This window comes from Histophilus somni, assembly GCF_014202395.1.
Classification (GTDB): Bacteria; Pseudomonadota; Gammaproteobacteria; order Enterobacterales; family Pasteurellaceae; genus Histophilus; species Histophilus somni.
Window position 1 is genome coordinate 156,735 of sequence record NZ_JACHGQ010000004.1, and the last position, 13,343, is coordinate 170,077.

Genomic DNA, 13,343 nt, shown 5'->3' on the forward strand with positions numbered 1-13,343 from the left:
TGTCAATATAGAATATTAAATATTTTTTTACTAGATTAAATATTAAACATTTTGTGTATGAATAAACGCAATTGCATTATTTATTCTGCTAATTGTGCGATCTTTACCAACCAATTTCGCTGTAATATCCATTGATGGTGATTGTCCCAAACCAGTTACCGCCAATCTAAATGGCATTCCTACTTTACCCATACCGATATCAAGCTCTTGGGCGGTTTGGCTCATTACTTCATGAATATTTTCAACTGTCCAGTCTGAAAGTGCGGTGAGTTTTTCTGCCAATTTAGCTAACGGTTTAATCGCTTCAGGCTTGAAGTTTTTAGCAACAGCTTTTTCATCATAGTTTTCAACATCTTGGTAGAAATAACGACTTGAGATGGCTAACTCTTTTAATGTTTTGCAACGTTCACTTAAAACAGGAATAATTTCAGCTAAGTTCGGACCATTGCTATAATCTATGCCGTGTTTTTTCATATGCCATGCTAGATGGGTTGCGACCTGCTCTACCGGCAGAGAACGTATATAATGCTGGTTTAGCCATTGTAGTTTTTCAGTATTGAATGCACTTGCTGATTTGCTAACCGAATGAATATCGAAAAGTGCTATCATTTCTTCTCGACTAAAAATTTCTTGATCACCATGTCCCCATCCTAGACGAACAAGATAATTGATTAGTGCTTCAGGTAAATAACCTTCATCTCGATATTGCATAACACTTACCGCACCATGACGCTTAGATAATTTTTGACCATCATCACCGTTAATCATAGAGACATGAGCATAAGTTGGAATTGGTGCTCCCAATGCCTTAAGAATATTAATTTGGCGAGGTGTATTATTGATGTGATCTTCACCACGGACAACATGCGTAATTCCCATATCCCAATCATCGACAACGACACAGAAATTATAGGTTGGCGAACCGTCTGTGCGACGGATAATTAAATCATCTAATTCACGATTGCTAATTTCAATACGCCCACGAACGGCATCATCGAAAACAACTGTACCTTCCGTCGGATTTTTAAAACGGACAACGTGAGGTGCATCAACCGGGTATTCACTTTGATGTAAGCAGTAGCGATCATAGCGAGGTTTTTGTTTATTTTGCTCTTGACTATGACGTAGGTCTTCCAAACGTTCTTTAGTACAATAACAACGATAAGCCAATCCTTGCTCAATCATCTGATCGATTACTTGGTTATAGCGTTCAAAACGTTTTGTTTGAAAATACGGTCCATGTTCCCACGCTAAATTAAGCCATTCCATTCCCTCTAGAATTGCCGCTGTTGCTTCAGGGGTTGAACGTTCTAAATCCGTATCTTCAATGCGTAATACAAATTCTCCTCGATTATGCTTGGCATACAACCAAGAATAAAGTGCGGTTCTTGCACCGCCAACATGTAGATAGCCTGTTGGACTTGGTGCAAAACGTGTACGAACTTTAGTATTGGGATCTAAATTAAAAAGTGGTTCTAATTTCATTCATTTTGCCTTTATTTAATCAATCATAAAACGGTGCTTATTGTACAATGAGTTATTTAATTTCATAAGAAAAAATTAAAATTATGTTTATTTTTAAGACAGTTAAATAGAAATCCATAAAAAATCATTGACTGTTTTTTGATAATTCTTATAATGCACCTCGCACAATACAAGGGCGATTAGCTCAGTTGGGAGAGCACCTCCCTTACAAGGAGGGGGTCACTGGTTCGAGACCGGTATCGCCCACCACTATTCTATAGTGAACTTTGTATTGTAATATTGGCTTAAGGGGCGATTAGCTCAGTTGGGAGAGCACCTCCCTTACAAGGAGGGGGTCACTGGTTCGAGACCGGTATCGCCCACCACTTTAGCCGGATTTCCCATTTGACTTTAAGTCAAATCCGATAGCTGAAAAGCGATTCGATTCTATCGGGCGATTAGCTCAGTTGGGAGAGCACCTCCCTTACAAGGAGGGGGTCACTGGTTCGAGACCGGTATCGCCCACCAATTAAATTCTAAATTGTTTCCACGTTATTAAACTCATTACAACTTTCGGGGTGTTGTCTTTTTTATTTATATTTTTAACTAATTATTGTTCACTTTTGCGATCTTGATCGTAAAACTACGATACTTGCAAAAAAGTTTTTTCCTGATTCCATTAAAATTATTTTTTATTTAACGAATAGGAAAACATATGCAGAATTTGAAGCTATTTTCTTGGAAAGCCACTAATTTTTTACAGCAAAAACAAGCTGGAATGCTTGTTATCGAAAATGTACAAGAGGCCAAACGCTATTTATTACAACAAGGGCTAAACAATATATATTTACAGCGTCATTGGCAACTGAATAAAAAGCCTAAAAAAATAGAATTTTGTGATCTATTAACTCAATTAGCAATGTTATTACAATCCTCAATTCCTTTAAAAGATAGCTTACAAATTTTATTGAGAAATTGTGTTAATATTTCTTTAAATCAATGGGTTAGATATATTTTAAAAAATCTTGAAGGAGGATTATCTTTTTCACAATCTGTGGCTCAATCAGGTCTATATTTTTCTTATCAAGAACGCCAACTCATTTCTGTTGGAGAAATGACGGGAGATTTAGCCTCTGTTTGCCAACAAATAGCAGAACATCGTCAGCAGGCATTAGCATTACAACGCAAAATTCAAAAAATTTTACTCTATCCAATGATAGTCTTAAGTATTTCTGTCATTCTCACCGCACTTCTATTAATTTTTATCGTGCCACAATTTGCCGAAATGTACGGTTCTAATCAATCCGAGCTTCCTTTTTTTACGCAGCTATTGTTAAACATATCCTCTTTTTTACAACAGTATTTTTTTCATATGATAGCGGTATCTATTTTATTTTTTTATCTAATAAAATTACGTTTACACAATTCATATAGTTTTCAACTCAAAAAAGATTGGTTTTTATCGCATGTGCCGTTGTTAAATAAAATTATTCGGCTTAATAGAACGATAAGTTTTTGCCGTAGTTTAGGATTAATGCTCAACTCAGGCATTCCTTTACAACAAAGTCTATATTCTTTCCTTCCCCAAAACTCTATCAACATACAGAAAAAGATTGAGGGAGATCTCACGTTAATTAATGAAGTAAAGCTAACATTACGTGGTATCGAACAAGGATATAAATTCTCTCAGTCTGTAAGCAGTAATTTGTTTTCTATACAAACACAACAAATGCTACAAGTTGGTGAAAAGAGTGGAAATCTAGGTTTAATTCTGCAACATATCGCAGAAAATCAGCAACAACAGTTAGATCATCAAATTGATTTACTTTCACAAATGTTAGAACCGTTTATGATGGTGATCATTGGCGGATTAATAGGCTTGATTATGTTAGGTATGTATTTACCAATCTTTAATATGGGAAGTTTAATTCAATGATTTATCTAGCTTATATGTTGTTTGGTGGGCTTTGTGGCTTATGGGTTTACCTTTATGTCAGGCAATTTTCTGCTCAGATTAATAAACAAGTTTACTCGACTTTTTGCGAAATTTTCCCCGAAAATGCACCGCACTTGATGCCTATGTCTATCTTACGACGGAAAAAGTGCGGTCATTTTTCTATGTATTTTTTGTGTGGTGGCCTTTGGTGTAATATATGTTTAAATTTCCCACAAAATATTTATGTTGGTTTATGGTTAGCATGTTGCAGTTATTTAATTTTTTGCCTTGTTTTAGTGGATTGGCTATACCAACTCGTTTCACAAACCTTATGCCAAGCCCTATTTATTTTAGGGTTATTGGGTGCTTATCAAGGTATTAGCCCATTGACTTTGGAGCAGTCTTTAGTTGGTAGCTTATCAGGCTTTTCGGTTTTTTATCTTATTTACATTGTTGCAAAATTATTCTATCGTTATGAAGCTTTAGGACGTGGCGATTATTGGTTAATGTTAGGGTTAGGGAGCTTTATATCTTGGACAAAATTACCGTTGCTCATTTTTCTTGCCTGCCTCACAGGATTAATATATGTCGTTTTTAATGCAAGAGACAAAAAAACAATATTTATTCCTTTTGCCCCGTTCTTATGTCTCTCAACCATTATCGTATACTTGCTTAATTTTCTAAGGGAGGATATTCTTCCTTAAATTTTAGGGGAAGAAGAATATGGCTTATATTGTAGGGTTAACCGGTGGTATCGGTAGCGGTAAAAGTACCATTGCGAATCTTTTTTCAGAACTAGGCGTACCTATTGTGGATGCCGATGTTGTCGCTCGAGATGTCGTAGCAAAAGATTCCTTAATCTTAGAGAAAATTATTGCTCATTTTGGTGAAGAAGTGCGGTTGGAAAATGGTGAGTTAAACCGATCTGAATTGCGTAAATTGGTATTTCAAAATGAAAAAGAAAAATTATGGCTAAATAATTTGTTGCATCCGGTAATTAGAGAAAAAATGCTGCAACAATTACGCTCTGTTAATTATCCTTATGTGCTTTGGGTCGTTCCTTTACTCATTGAGAATAAGCTAATGAAATTATGCGATAGAGTACTGGTAATTGATGTAGAGCCTGAACTCCAGATTTTACGAGCAAGCCGGCGGGATAGTCATTCGGTTGAATTGATTAAACAAATGATACAGTCGCAAGTAAATCGTGAGTTGCGTTTAAGTTTTGCTGATGATGTCATTGAAAATAATCTACCCCTTGAAAAAAACGTGGCTAATTTAAAACAAAGCGTAGCAAAATTGCACCGCACTTATTTGCATTATGCGAAGATAATTTCTAGAAATAGTGAAGAATTTGAGGATATAAAATGATTGATGAAAAATTTACTGTAGCCTGTCCCAATTGCAAAAAAGAAGTACTTTGGTCAGAGGAAAATCGATTTCGTCCATTCTGTAGCAAACATTGTCAATTAATCGACTTAGGTGAATGGGCTACAGAAGAAAAGATTATTCCCGGTTCAGAAATAACCTTGTTACCGAAAGATGAATTTAAAGAAAATTGAGAGTTATGAATGGATAGATAAATAAATAGATAAAAAGAATATTGAGATTTTAATTTGGGCTTGTTAGAATCAGCCCACTTTTATTTTGATAAATAAAAATATAGTTCGAATGAAGGTAGCTGGAGAATGGGGAATTGACCCCAAACCGACGAGGTAAAATCTTTCAGGTGCGATGGCGAGGACTGTTACTGGACGAACCCTTGGAGAGATCCAATGTGCAATGCACAAAATGGACGCCGAAGGCGCAAAAGAGCGGTGTTTTTTTACTGCTTTTCAAACGCTCAGGCAAAAGGACAGGGGCAAAAGATTCTTTTCGGATAGAAACGTTGCATAGCGTTTTTTCTTTATTATCCCAAAAACTTTTCGCCTCCTTGTAAACACACGTTATTTTACGAGGAATACTTATGTCATTAGAGATAATTTTATCGTCTATCAATACTTTTGTTTGGGGACCTCCCTTACTTCTTCTTTTATTTGGTACAGGTCTTTACTTGACCTTACGCTTAGGATTTATTCAAATTCGTTACTTACCTCGTGCATTATATTATTTATTTGATAAAGAACGTCATGTAAGTAAAAAAGGGGATATTTCTGCTTTCGCAGCCCTTTGTACGGCTTTAGCGGCAACAATAGGTACGGGAAATATTGTTGGTGTTGCAACTGCTTTGCAAGCCGGTGGGCCAGGGGCTATTTTTTGGATGTGGTTAGTTGCTTTACTTGGAATGGCAACTAAATATGCTGAGTGTTTATTAGCGGTGAAATATCGGGTGCGAGATAAACAAGGTTTTATGAGTGGCGGACCAATGTATTATATTGAGAAAGGCTTAGGAATAAAATGGCTTGCCAAATTTTTTGCCGTCTGTGGTGTATTAGTTGCATTTTTGGGCATTGGCACTTTTCCTCAAATTAATGCAATCACGCATGCTATGCAAGATACCTTTAACGTATCTATTGAAATTACAGCAACCATTATTACCGCACTTATTGCACTTATTATCTTAGGCGGTGTTAAACGCATTTCAACAGTTGCATCTATTATCGTTCCTTTTATGGCTGTTTTATATGTACTTACGTCTTTGTTAATTCTTATACTAAATTGGCAACAAGTACCAACCGCTATTGGACTAATTATTTACAGTGCATTTAATCCTCAAGCAGCATTAGGCGGTGTATTTGGATATACTGTTCTGAAAGCTATTCAATCAGGATTTGCAAGGGGTATTTTCTCTAATGAATCCGGATTAGGTAGTGCACCAATTGCGGCGGCGGCAGCTCAAACTAAAGAACCTGTTCGTCAAGGATTAATTTCGATGATAGGTACTTTTTTAGATACTCTCGTTGTGTGTACTATGACAGGTATCGTGCTTGTTTTAACAGGTGCTTGGCAATCACAAGAATTGGCAGGAGCTGCTTTAACTAACTATGCATTTTCACAAGGGTTAGGAAATAATATTGGTGCAACAATTGTAACCGTAGGGTTACTGTTTTTTGCTTTTACTACTATTTTAGGTTGGTGTTATTACGGAGAACGTTGTTTTGTTTATCTGGCAGGTGTCAAAGGTATCAAAGTTTATCGTTCAATTTTTATACTTTTAGTTGCCTGTGGTGCTTTTATTAAACTGGAATTAATTTGGATTTTGGCTGATATTGTGAATGGTTTAATGGCATTTCCAAATTTAATTGCTTTAGTTGGATTGCGACATATTGTGATCAATGAAACTAAAGATTATTTTATTCGCAGGAAACAAATATTTGTTGAGCCAAATAATGTAGCTAATTGAGCAAAAATTAAAGGGGCTGACGGCCCCTTTAAATTTCTCTACATCAGACCATCATATCAACCTCAAATAAAAATAAAAGTGATTTTTTATAAATATGATAAGTAGATCATACTTTTTCATTTTTATTCCTAAAAAGTGAAAAAACACCTTGAAAACTCCTGCTAAGAGGACTATTTTGTAACTAAGAATTTTTCTGAGTGGAAACGCTCATCAATAAGCAAAAGAGGTAAAAGCTATGACTCTAAATATCACAAGTAAACAAATGGAAATCACCCCTGCAATCCGTTCACATATAGAGGAAAGACTTGCTAAATTAGGAAAATGGCAAACTCAATTGATTAATCCGCATTTTATTTTAAATAAAGTACCGCAGGGTTTTGCTGTTGAAGTTGCCATAGGTACGCCTTATGGCGATTTATTCGCAAGTAGCGAGTCTGATGATATGTACAAAGCAATTAACGAAGTTGAAGAAAAATTAGAAAGACAATTGAATAAATTACAACATAAAGGAGAAGCTCGCCGAGCTAGTGAAAGACTAAAAGACTTGTTTTGATAAATGAGTTTGTCTAAAAGTAGAGTGAAAATAAAACGCTCTATTTATTGCGTAATGAATTTTACTTATTGTATGTTACCTATTTGAACCTACCAAATAAGTGGTGTAAATCGTGGCTTCTCGTAAGTCCTAAAAAAGCTGATGTTTAAACTTCAGCTTTTTTGTTAGAATATATCGGCGATAAATTTTATTAAGGAATGAAGATGAAAAAACATCATGTTGACGTTTTAATTACTGAGGAAGATGTACGTTCACGTATTCAAGAATTAGGTAGAGAAATTACACAATTCTATCAGCATAAACACGTAAATAAATTGGTAGTTGTTGGATTATTACGTGGTTCATTTATGTTTATGGCTGATTTAGTAAGAGAAATTAAATTACCGATTGAAATTGAATTTATGACTACTTCCAGTTATGGGAATGAAATGACAACTAATCATGATGTACGAATAGCTAAAGATTTAGATGGCGATATTAAAAATGAAGATGTATTGATTGTTGAGGATATTATTGATACAGGATATACCTTAGAAAAAGTGCGGGAGATTTTATTGCTACGTTCGCCTAATTCATTAGCAATTTGTACTCTATTAGATAAGCCATCTCGCCGAGAGGTAGACGTTCCTGTTGAATGGGTTGGATTTACTATTCCTGATGAATTTGTTGTCGGCTATGGTATTGATTATGCTCAATGTTATCGTAATTTAGGCTATATCGGTAAAGTTACTTTGGAAGAATAAGTTACCGAAAAGGAAATGTTTCTATCAAAAATTAAACTAAAAAAAGAGATTAAAAAATCTCTTTTTTTACACATTCTTTAAGAAAAAATAACTATATAGATAAAATTGAAAATAATTAGAAATTATCTTCAAGCATTGTTAATTTTTTTCTCAAAGCGTTCAGCAGCAGCATCCCAATTCACCACATTCCAAAATGCCTTGATATAATCTGGACGACGATTTTGGAATTTTAAGTAGTAAGCATGTTCCCAAACATCCAATACCAAAATAGGGAAACCTTCGCAACCGGCAATTTCTTTTCCCATTAATGGACTATCTTGGTTTGCGGTAGAAACAACTTCTAATTTGCCTTGATTTAATACTAGCCAAGCCCAACCGGAACCAAAGCGAGTTGCAGCGGCTTTCTCAAACTCAGCTTGGAAACTCTCTACTGAACCAAAATCACGCTCAATAGCGTCTTTTAATGGGCCTTGTAAAGTTGTACCTGTTTTTAAACCTTTCCAAAATAAACTGTGATTTACATGCCCACCAACATTATTGCGAATAGCAGTACGTTTATCAGCAGGAACTTCGACTAATTTGGTAATTAATTGACCCGGACAAAGATCTGTAAACTCAGGTAAAGTTTCTAGTGCTGCATTTGCATTATTAACATAAGCTTGATGGTGTTTACTATGATGGAGTTCCATAGTTTGTGCATCAAAGTGCGGTTCTAAAGCATCATAAGCATAACCTAATTCAGGTAAAGTGTAAGCCATAACAATTTCCTTCTATAAAAAATTCTGAATAATAAACTCAGCGAATTCTAGCAAAAAATTTGATCAAGATCATTAAAAGTTTAATTTTTTAAAAAGCCCTACCGTAAGATAGGGCTATTATAATAGATTAAGAAACATTCAACGATTCTGTGCTTTTACCGCTGCAACGGCTACCATATTAATAATACGGCGTACTGATGAAGCAGAAGTAAGAATATGTGCCGGTTTTTCCACCCCCATTAAAATTGGTCCAATTGTAATTGGTGTTGCTGTACCTTGTAATAAATTCAAGCTAATACGGGCAGTTTCCATGTTGGGCATAATCAATAAGTTTGCCGCCCCTTTAATAGGACTGTCAGGCATCACTTCCTTACGTAAATTCTCCGATAAAGCAATATCACAGTGCATTTCACCATCAATAATCAAATCCGGTGCTTTTTCACGCACAAGCTCTAAAACCTGCCGCATTTTAACCGCACTTGGGTCATTAATTGAGCCATAATTTGAATGTGAAACAAGAGCAACCTGTGGCTCTATACCAAAACGACGAACTTCTTTGGCTGACATAATCGTGATTTCTGCAAGTTCCTCGGCTGTTGGGCTTGAGTTCACAAAAGTATCTGCAATAAATAAATTACCGGTAGGCAAAACCAGTCCGTTTACCGTAGCTGGAATTTCATGTTCTTTTTCACCAACAACCTCTTTAACAGTAGCCAAGTGTGCCGCAAATGGTCCAACTAATCCGCAAATCATCGCATCGACTTTACCAAGCTCCAATAAAACTGCACCAAGTGCGGTCGGATTATGGAGCATTTTTCGTTTGGCTCCGGTAGGTGTCATACCTTGGCGTTTTAATTTGTTGTAATAGGTATCACAACATTCCTCGTAGTATGGATTATTTTCAATGTCAATAATCTCAAAATCACGTCCGAGCTGTAATTGCAAACCCAATTTTTTAATACTTTCCTCAATAATATGAGTACGACCTAATAGGACAGGATAGGCTATGCCTAAGGTTGCAATTTCTTGGATTGCATGTAATACACGTTTTTCTTCGCCATCAGTTAAAATAACTCGCTTTTTATCTTCTTTGGCCTGTGCAAAAACAGGTTTCATGAATAAGTTGGTTTTATAAACAAACTGGGTTAATTTCTCAATATATGCCTCAAAATCTTCAATCGGACGAGTAGCGACACCGCTATCCATTGCAGCTTTAGCTACAGCTGGTGCAATTTTGACAATTAAACGAGGATCAAAAGGTTTTGGAATAATGTAATCAGGTCCAAAGGAAACACCGCTCTCACCATAGGCAGAACTGACGACTTCACTTTGCTCTGCTAACGCTAAATCAGCAATAGCATAAACTGCCGCAAGTTTCATTTCCTCATTAATAGTGGTTGCACTGACATCTAAGGCACCACGGAAAATGAACGGAAAGCATAATACATTATTTACTTGGTTCGGATAGTCGGAACGACCGGTACAAACAATCGCATCAGGTCGAACAGCTTTTGCTAACGGCGGTAAAATTTCAGGTTCAGGATTGGCTAATGCTAGAATTAAAGGATTAGGGCTCATTGTTTTTACCATTTCTTGAGTAAGTGCTCCAGCGGCAGAACAACCTAAGAAAATATCTGAATCAGGAATGGCATCAGCTAAAGAGCGTTGACCGTTATCATCAATAGCATATAACTTTTTGGTGTCATCCATTTTTTCGTCACGACCTTTATAAATGACCCCTTTCGAGTCACAAACCGTGATATTTTCACGTTTCATGCCTAATGAAACCAGTAAATTTAAGCATGCAATAGAAGCCGCACCTGCACCGGAGGCAACTAAACGAACATCTTCAATTTTTTTATTAACAATACGTAATCCGTTAATTATTGCGGCGGCTGAAATTATGGCTGTACCATGCTGATCATCGTGAAAAACAGGAATTTTCAGACGCTCACGTAATTTTTGTTCAATATAAAAGCATTCAGGTGCTTTAATATCTTCAAGATTTATACCGCCGAAAGTCGGTTCTAAAGCGGCGATAATTTCTACTAATTTATCAGGATCTTGTTCATCTACTTCAATATCAAAGACATCAACACCGGCAAACTTCTTAAATAAAACCCCTTTACCCTCCATAACAGGCTTACCGGCTAACGCTCCAATATTTCCTAAACCTAATACTGCGGTTCCATTTGATATCACTGCGACTAAATTGCCTCTGGAAGTATATCTATAAGCAGAGACAGGATCTGCTTGGATTTCTAAACAAGGTACAGCCACCCCCGGAGAATAGGCTAAAGCTAAATCTCGTTGTGTTCCCAATGATTTTGTTGGTGTAACTTCAATTTTTCCCGGTTTTGGAAACTCATGAAAATCTAAAGCGGCTTGACGTAATTGTGCATCCATAATTTTTCCTCATATTAACTTATTTACTTCATTTCAACTTTACTAAAAACCAATTTCATTATAGGCAAAAAAAGTAACACGACAACTTTAATTTACATATTGTTACAATACATACGATGTATAGAATCAAATACAAAAATAGGCATATATTTTTACTATATGCCTATTGGAACTAAAGAACAATTTTACTTATGTAATGTAGCTTTGTAGGTTGGGTTCATTAAATTCTCCACAGAAAGAATATTATCTAACTGCTCTTCTGTTAATAAGCCCATTTCCAGTACAACTTCACGCACTCCACGTCCTGTTTTAGCACATGTTTTACCTACTATATCGCCATTATGATGACCAATAAACGGATTCAAATAAGTTACGATTCCGATGGAATTAAAGACATAATTTTCACAAATTTCTTTATTTGCAGTAATTCCATCAATACATTTATCACGTAAATTCACGCAAGCATTCGTTAAAATTTCAATACTTTCAAACATGGCTTGACCAATTACCGGTTCCATCACATTTAACTGCAATTGCCCCGCTTCAGCTGCAAAAGTTACGGTAGTATCATTACCAATCACTTTGAAACAAACTTGGTTGACTACCTCAGGTACAACCGGATTGACTTTTGCCGGCATAATTGAAGATCCAGCTTGTAACTCAGGTAAATTAATTTCATTTAAACCTGCACGTGGACCTGATGAAAGTAAACGTAAATCATTGCATACTTTGGATAATTTTACCGCAGTACGTTTTAACGCACCGTGTACCATAACATAAGCACCACAGTCTGAAGTGGCTTCAATTAAGTTTGGTGCAACTGTACAAGGTAAACCAGAAACCTCAGATAAACGCTTAACAACTAATTCTGAATAACCTTGAGGAGTATTTAAGCCGGTACCGATAGCTGTTGCACCCAAATTTACTTCTAACAGTAATTCAGCCGTGCGGGTTAAATTACGCACTTCTTCATCTAATAATACAGAAAATGCTTTAAATTCTTGCCCCACTGTCATAGGAACTGCATCTTGTAATTGAGTACGGCCCATTTTTAAGATATTCGAAAACTCTTTTGCTTTATTTTCAAAACCTTGTTGTAAATAAAGTACTTTAGTTACCAGTTTCATAATACTGTTATAAACAGCAATGCGGAAACCTGTCGGATAAGCATCATTTGTAGATTGGCTGGCATTAACATGATCCATCGGATCTAAAATATCATATTCCCCTTTCTTATGACCTAAAATTTCTAATGCTAAATTAGCGACCACTTCGTTGGTATTCATATTTACGGAAGTACCAGCACCACCTTGATATACATCTGAAGGAAATTGATCCATACATTTACCATCAATTAAAATCGCATCACAAGCTTTCACAATCGCCTGAGCAATTTTATCCGGAATTGCACCCAATTCTCCATTTGCAAGTGCGGTTGCTTTTTTTACCATGACCATACCACGTACAAATTCAGGTACATCAGAAATCGTTACATTAGAAATGTTAAAATTTTCTACCGCTCTTAATGTATGAATGCCCCAATACGCATCAGCTGGAACGTCACGTTCACCAAGCAAATCAATTTCTTTTCTCGTTATCATATTTCTTTCCTTTTTAATTTTTCAGACTAAAGAATGTAAGTCATTATAGGATAGATAGTCGTTTAAAAATGTGATCCCGATCACTTTTCAGCACTCCTCTCACCAATATATTTTTTATAAAATTCATTAGTTTTTTTTATGGAAAATTAAATAAAAAATACCCTTGAAAGAACCAAAATATCCCCCATATAGGGTGAGCTTTAATTTTTTATTAATTATTAATAAGGAACCCAAACAATGAATATTCGTCCATTACATGATCGTGTCATCATTAAACGTGAAGAAGTAGAAACTCGCTCTGCGGGTGGTATTGTCTTAACTGGCTCAGCTGCAACAAAATCCACTCGAGCAAAAGTATTAGCTGTGGGTAAAGGTCGTATTTTGGAAAATGGTACAGTTCAACCTCTTGATGTAAAAATTGGTGATACTGTGATTTTCAATGATGGATACGGCGTAAAAGCAGAAAAAATTGATGGTGAAGAAGTGTTAATCATTTCTGAAAATGATATTTTGGCAATCGTAGAATAAAAACAAATTAA

At 35.8% G+C, this 13,343-nt stretch carries 12 protein-coding genes, 3 tRNA genes and 2 riboswitches; of the genes, 11 read left to right on the plus strand and 4 right to left on the minus strand.

Annotation, left to right across the window (positions count from 1 at the left end):
* Positions 1–42 precede the first annotated feature (42 nt).
* Complete coding sequence (gene gltX, locus HNR69_RS03835; RefSeq protein WP_075294058.1) at positions 43–1,485, minus strand: glutamate--tRNA ligase; 1,443 nt, start codon at positions 1,483–1,485, stop codon at positions 43–45.
* Positions 1,486–1,658: 173 nt separating this feature from the next.
* On the opposite strand from gltX, the gene HNR69_RS03840 reads away from it, so the two are divergent.
* The 10 genes from HNR69_RS03840 to hpt all read left to right on the plus strand — a co-directional run bounded on the left by HNR69_RS03840 (position 1,659) and on the right by hpt (position 8,039).
* Positions 1,659–1,734 (plus strand) — tRNA-Val (locus HNR69_RS03840).
* A gap of 40 nt (positions 1,735–1,774) precedes the next feature.
* A tRNA-Val gene (locus HNR69_RS03845) sits at positions 1,775–1,850 on the plus strand.
* Positions 1,851–1,916: 66 nt separating this feature from the next.
* Positions 1,917–1,992: transfer RNA gene (locus tag HNR69_RS03850), tRNA-Val, on the plus strand.
* Positions 1,993–2,179: 187 nt separating this feature from the next.
* Positions 2,180–3,400, plus strand: a complete 1,221-nt coding sequence (locus HNR69_RS03855) for a type II secretion system F family protein (RefSeq protein ID WP_012341581.1) — start codon at positions 2,180–2,182, stop codon at positions 3,398–3,400.
* Positions 3,397–4,104, plus strand: a complete 708-nt coding sequence (locus tag HNR69_RS03860; RefSeq protein ID WP_075294057.1) for a prepilin peptidase — start codon at positions 3,397–3,399, stop codon at positions 4,102–4,104. The genes HNR69_RS03855 and HNR69_RS03860 overlap by 4 nt, the downstream gene beginning before the upstream one ends.
* Before the next feature lie 19 nt (positions 4,105–4,123).
* On the plus strand, positions 4,124–4,771 hold the full coding sequence (gene coaE, locus HNR69_RS03865) for a dephospho-CoA kinase (protein ID WP_075294056.1): 648 nt from the start codon (positions 4,124–4,126) through the stop codon (positions 4,769–4,771).
* Entirely contained in the window at positions 4,768–4,962 is a 195-nt protein-coding gene (gene yacG / locus HNR69_RS03870) for a DNA gyrase inhibitor YacG (protein WP_075294055.1), read from the plus strand. The genes coaE and yacG overlap by 4 nt, the downstream gene beginning before the upstream one ends.
* 109 nt (positions 4,963–5,071) lie before the next feature.
* Positions 5,072–5,157, plus strand: a riboswitch (glycine riboswitch).
* 2 nt (positions 5,158–5,159) lie between these two features.
* Positions 5,160–5,262: riboswitch (glycine riboswitch) on the plus strand.
* A 104-nt stretch (positions 5,263–5,366) separates the two neighbouring features.
* Complete coding sequence (locus HNR69_RS03875) at positions 5,367–6,743, plus strand: alanine/glycine:cation symporter family protein (protein ID WP_075294054.1); 1,377 nt, start codon at positions 5,367–5,369, stop codon at positions 6,741–6,743.
* A gap of 235 nt (positions 6,744–6,978) precedes the next feature.
* Complete coding sequence (gene raiA, locus HNR69_RS03880; RefSeq protein ID WP_012341586.1) at positions 6,979–7,296, plus strand: ribosome-associated translation inhibitor RaiA; 318 nt, start codon at positions 6,979–6,981, stop codon at positions 7,294–7,296.
* A 203-nt stretch (positions 7,297–7,499) separates the two neighbouring features.
* Positions 7,500–8,039: a hypoxanthine phosphoribosyltransferase gene (gene hpt / locus HNR69_RS03885; RefSeq protein WP_011608620.1), complete on the plus strand. Its 540-nt coding sequence runs from the start codon at positions 7,500–7,502 to the stop codon at positions 8,037–8,039.
* A 128-nt stretch (positions 8,040–8,167) separates the two neighbouring features.
* Here the strand turns inward: hpt and sodA are convergent, their stop codons facing one another.
* From sodA to aspA, 3 genes are all read right to left on the minus strand, one after another.
* Positions 8,168–8,797 (minus strand): superoxide dismutase [Mn], encoded by a 630-nt coding sequence (gene sodA / locus HNR69_RS03890; RefSeq protein WP_075294053.1) that lies wholly within the window; start codon positions 8,795–8,797, stop codon positions 8,168–8,170.
* Between the two features lie 138 nt (positions 8,798–8,935).
* The gene (locus tag HNR69_RS03895; protein ID WP_075294052.1) at positions 8,936–11,203 is read right to left on the minus strand and encodes an NADP-dependent malic enzyme; all 2,268 of its coding nucleotides are present in this window, start codon (positions 11,201–11,203) and stop codon (positions 8,936–8,938) included.
* Between the two features lie 185 nt (positions 11,204–11,388).
* Positions 11,389–12,804, minus strand: coding sequence for an aspartate ammonia-lyase (gene aspA / locus HNR69_RS03900; protein WP_011608623.1), 1,416 nt, complete (start codon positions 12,802–12,804; stop codon positions 11,389–11,391).
* A gap of 237 nt (positions 12,805–13,041) precedes the next feature.
* On the opposite strand from aspA, the gene HNR69_RS03905 reads away from it, so the two are divergent.
* The gene (locus tag HNR69_RS03905; protein WP_011608624.1) at positions 13,042–13,332 is read left to right on the plus strand and encodes a co-chaperone GroES; all 291 of its coding nucleotides are present in this window, start codon (positions 13,042–13,044) and stop codon (positions 13,330–13,332) included.
* Positions 13,333–13,343 lie beyond the last annotated feature (11 nt).

Bases quoted from the DNA above. Each gene is read 5' to 3' on its own strand.
- HNR69_RS03895 (WP_075294052.1), bottom strand. From the start codon at position 11,203: ATGGATGCACAATTACGTCAAGCCGCTTTAGATTTTCATGAGTTTCCA.
- yacG (WP_075294055.1), top strand. From the start codon at position 4,768: ATGATTGATGAAAAATTTACTGTAGCCTGTCCCAATTGCAAAAAAGAA.
- HNR69_RS03875 (WP_075294054.1), top strand. From the start codon at position 5,367: ATGTCATTAGAGATAATTTTATCGTCTATCAATACTTTTGTTTGGGGA.
- aspA (WP_011608623.1), bottom strand. From the start codon at position 12,804: ATGATAACGAGAAAAGAAATTGATTTGCTTGGTGAACGTGACGTTCCA.
- HNR69_RS03860 (WP_075294057.1), top strand. From the start codon at position 3,397: ATGATTTATCTAGCTTATATGTTGTTTGGTGGGCTTTGTGGCTTATGG.
- gltX (WP_075294058.1), bottom strand. From the start codon at position 1,485: ATGAAATTAGAACCACTTTTTAATTTAGATCCCAATACTAAAGTTCGT.
- HNR69_RS03905 (WP_011608624.1), top strand. From the start codon at position 13,042: ATGAATATTCGTCCATTACATGATCGTGTCATCATTAAACGTGAAGAA.
- sodA (WP_075294053.1), bottom strand. From the start codon at position 8,797: ATGGCTTACACTTTACCTGAATTAGGTTATGCTTATGATGCTTTAGAA.
- HNR69_RS03855 (WP_012341581.1), top strand. From the start codon at position 2,180: ATGCAGAATTTGAAGCTATTTTCTTGGAAAGCCACTAATTTTTTACAG.
- coaE (WP_075294056.1), top strand. From the start codon at position 4,124: ATGGCTTATATTGTAGGGTTAACCGGTGGTATCGGTAGCGGTAAAAGT.
- hpt (WP_011608620.1), top strand. From the start codon at position 7,500: ATGAAAAAACATCATGTTGACGTTTTAATTACTGAGGAAGATGTACGT.
- raiA (WP_012341586.1), top strand. From the start codon at position 6,979: ATGACTCTAAATATCACAAGTAAACAAATGGAAATCACCCCTGCAATC.